Genomic DNA, 3,212 nt, shown 5'->3' with positions numbered 1-3,212 from the left:
GCTGTCTTCCAGCAGACGAACGCGATGCGGGCGCAAAAAGGCCTCGGCGGGGCCGGCGGGGAGGGTGGCGGTGCTGCGGATCGCCGTGCCGCCGCAGCGTAGCACGCCGCCGGGCTCCAGCTGGCCGGACAGGCGCGCGGCGCGGCCGACGAAGGTGGCGACGAAGCGGGTGGCCGGCCGCTCGAAGATCTCTTCCGGCGCCGCCAGCTGCTCGATGCGGCCGCCATTCATCACCGCGACCAGGTCGGCCATGGCCAGCGCCTCGGTCTGGTCATGGGTGACGAAGACCGTGGTGGTGCCCAGCCGCTGCTGCAGCGCGCGGATCTCGTCGCGCACGCCCTCGCGCAGCTTGGCGTCCAGCGCCGAGAGCGGCTCGTCCAGCAGCAGCAGCTCCGGTTCGATCGCCAGCGCGCGCGCCAGCGCCACGCGCTGCTGCTGCCCGCCCGACAGCTGCCGCGGCTTTCTTTCGGCAAGCGGGCCGAGGCCGACCATCTCCAGCGCCGCCTGGGCGCGGCGGGCGCGCTCGGCCCGCGCCACGCCCTGCATCTCCAGCCCGAAGCCAGCGTTGCCGGCGGCAGTCATATGCGGGAACAGCGCATAGGACTGGAAGACCACGCCCATCTGCCGCTTGTGCGGCGGCAGGCGCGAGACGTCGCGGCCGCCGACCAGGATCGTTCCACCATCCGGAATCTCGAGGCCGGCGATCATCCGCAGGGTCGTGGTCTTGCCGCAGCCTGAGGGGCCGAGCAGCGCCAGCAACGCGCCGCGCGGCAGGTCGAGCGAGATCGAGGCCACCGCCGGGGCGGGCGCGCCGGCGTAATGCCGCGTCAGCCGGTCCAGCCGCAGATGCGGCTGGGTGGTGGCGGAGGCAGGGGTCATCGCGGCGCCGCCGAGATCACCTCGCGCCGCCAGCGCTGGTTCCAGGTGTCGCGCAGCTTCAGCATCTCCTCCCAGTCGAGCGGGATGACGCGCGAGCGGAATTCCGGCGCCAGCGCGGTGCGCTGCATCGCCTCCGGCGAGACCTGGGCGGTGGTGTTGGTCGGGCCGTAGAACATCCGCTCGGTGAAGGCCTTCTGCGCCGCCGCCGACAGGGCGTGGTTGGTGAAGGCCACGGCGCGCTCGCGGTTCTTGGCATTGGCGACGATGTTGATGGTGTTGATCTGGAAGATCGTGCCTTCGTCCGGCAGCACCACGCCGATGCGGCCCTGCGACTGGTCGCGGTAGAGCTGGGCGCGGGCGTTCCAGCCCGTCGCGAAGCGCAGCTGCCCGTTCAGGATCATGGTGTAGCCGTCGGGCTTCGGGTCGAAGCTCTGGGTATTGGCCGCGATGGCCTTCAGCGCGGGCAGCGCCGCGCCGATGTTGCGCCAGTCCTGCGCCGCGGCATGCGCCAGGATCGCCGTCACCGCCAGGCCCTGGATGTTCGGCGGCGCCGCGAAGCCCACCGCACCGCGCTGCGCGGCGTCGGCCATGGCAGAGAAGCGGGTCGGCGCCGGCTTCACCGCCTGGCTGTCATAGACCATGACCATATGGTCGAACATCACGCCCGGGCCGCATTCGCCGCCCGCCGCCCGCGCCTGCGGGTCGAGCTGGCCCAGGATCGGCCAGCTGGCGGCAGGCATCTTCTCCACCAGCCCCTCGGCGCAGGCCAGCGCCGCGGTGGTGACGTCCATGATGACGACGTCGATCTGCGGATCTGCCTTCTGCGCGCGCAGCATGCCCAGCATCTGCGCCGAGGTGCCGCCCTCGGCATATTGCACCGGCGCGCCACCGGCCTGGAAGGGCCGGACCACGACGTCCGTGTAGTTCTCGCGAAAGATGCCGGCATAGGACATCAGCGTCATGGCGCCGCTCTGCTGGGCGGCGGCAGGCAGCGCGCTCGCCGCGAGCCCCGCCATGCCGAACAGCGCGCTTTTCCAGGAAAGCATGGTGAAGCCCCTTGCAGAATTTTTCTGCCGGGCATCATGCCACGGCCGACCGCCGCTTCAACCAGGCTTTTGCGCGTGCCGGCGGCGGCTTGCGGAATCCGTGAATTGCCAGCACCCTGCAGCGATCGGCGGGGTGCCGCCTGTTCCATTTATTGCAACCGACAACGAACAATCGGGACCAGACCGCAGGTATGACCAGCAAGATCGTCGTGCTCGATCCGATCACCGCCGAGACCGCGACCCGCATGCGCGGGCTGCTGCCGGAGGGCATGCAGCTCGAGCATGCGAAGAACCGCGACGCCGACCACCTGAAGGCGATCGTGGTTGACGCGGATTTCATCGTCTCCGGCCAGATCGCCGTGGATGCGGCGCTGCTGGCGGCGGCGCCGCGCGCCCGGCTGCTGCACAAATGGGGGGTGGGCGTCGACAATTTCGACCTCGACGCCGCGCGCGCCCAGGGGGTGATCGTGGCGCGCACCACCGGCAGCAATGCCGTGCCCGTCGCCGAATTCACCCTCGGCCTGATGATCGGCCTGCTGCGCAACCTGGCCTGGGGCCACCACACGCTGCAGAACCACCAGTGGCGCACCACGCAATTGCCCAAGCCCAGCTACATGCTGAGCGGCAAGACCATCGGCATCGTCGGCTTCGGCGCCATCGGCCAGAATGTCGCGCGGCTGCTGCGGCCCTTCGGCGGCCGCATCCTCTACAACAAGAACCGCCGCCTGCCGGAGGCGGAGGAGCAGGCGCTGGGCGTCGAATTCGCCGAGCTCGCCACGCTGCTGGCCGAGGCCGACGTGGTCTCGCTGCATTGCCCGATGACGCCGCAGACGGCGGGCATGATCGACCGCCGCGCGCTGCAGTCGATGAAGCGCTCGGCCGTGCTGATCAATGTCGCCCGCGGCGGCGTGGTCGTCGAGAGCGACCTGGTGGACGCGCTGCGCGCGAAGGAGATCCTGGGCGCCGCCACCGACGTCTACGAGACCGAGCCGGTGCCCTTCGACCACCCGCTGCTGACCATGGAGAATGTGGTGGCGACGCCGCATATCGCCGCCATGGCCGCCGACAACTTCGAGAGCACCGTGTTGCAGATGTGGGGCAACATCGCCCGCGTCGCCCGCGGCGAGCCGGTGGCCGAGAACGACTTCGTCTGCTGAGCGCCGGCCAGGGCAGCTGACGGAGCCGGATTGCCGGGAGGAGATCGGCCGCCGGCGCGCCGCCGGGGGCTCCCCCCTGCGGCCAGGCTCCTGTATGCTGCGCCGGTCAGACGGGGGCGCGCGGATGGGG

General features: G+C 70.8%; 3 protein-coding genes. 1 reads left to right on the top strand and 2 read right to left on the bottom strand.

Translation table 11 applies throughout. The features are described 5' to 3' along the window. Window positions 1-879, bottom strand: an 879-nt coding sequence (locus BKE38_RS28220) for an ABC transporter ATP-binding protein (RefSeq protein ID WP_083747929.1), incomplete at its 3' end; no start/stop codon positions are given. Then, entirely contained in the window at window positions 876-1,925 is a 1,050-nt protein-coding gene (locus BKE38_RS28215) for an extracellular solute-binding protein (RefSeq protein WP_076960472.1), read from the bottom strand. The genes BKE38_RS28215 and BKE38_RS28220, both read right to left, overlap by 4 nt. 191 nt (window positions 1,926-2,116) lie before the next feature. Between BKE38_RS28215 and BKE38_RS28210 the strand changes: the two genes are divergently transcribed. Further along, on the top strand, window positions 2,117-3,082 hold the full coding sequence (locus BKE38_RS28210) for a 2-hydroxyacid dehydrogenase (protein WP_076960471.1): 966 nt from the start codon (window positions 2,117-2,119) through the stop codon (window positions 3,080-3,082). Window positions 3,083-3,212 lie beyond the last annotated feature (130 nt).

This window comes from Teichococcus deserti, assembly GCF_001982615.1.
Lineage (GTDB): Bacteria > Pseudomonadota > Alphaproteobacteria > Acetobacterales > Acetobacteraceae > Pseudoroseomonas > Pseudoroseomonas deserti.
Note: the sequence above shows the minus strand (reverse complement) of the source record. Positions and strands in the feature narration are given on the sequence as shown.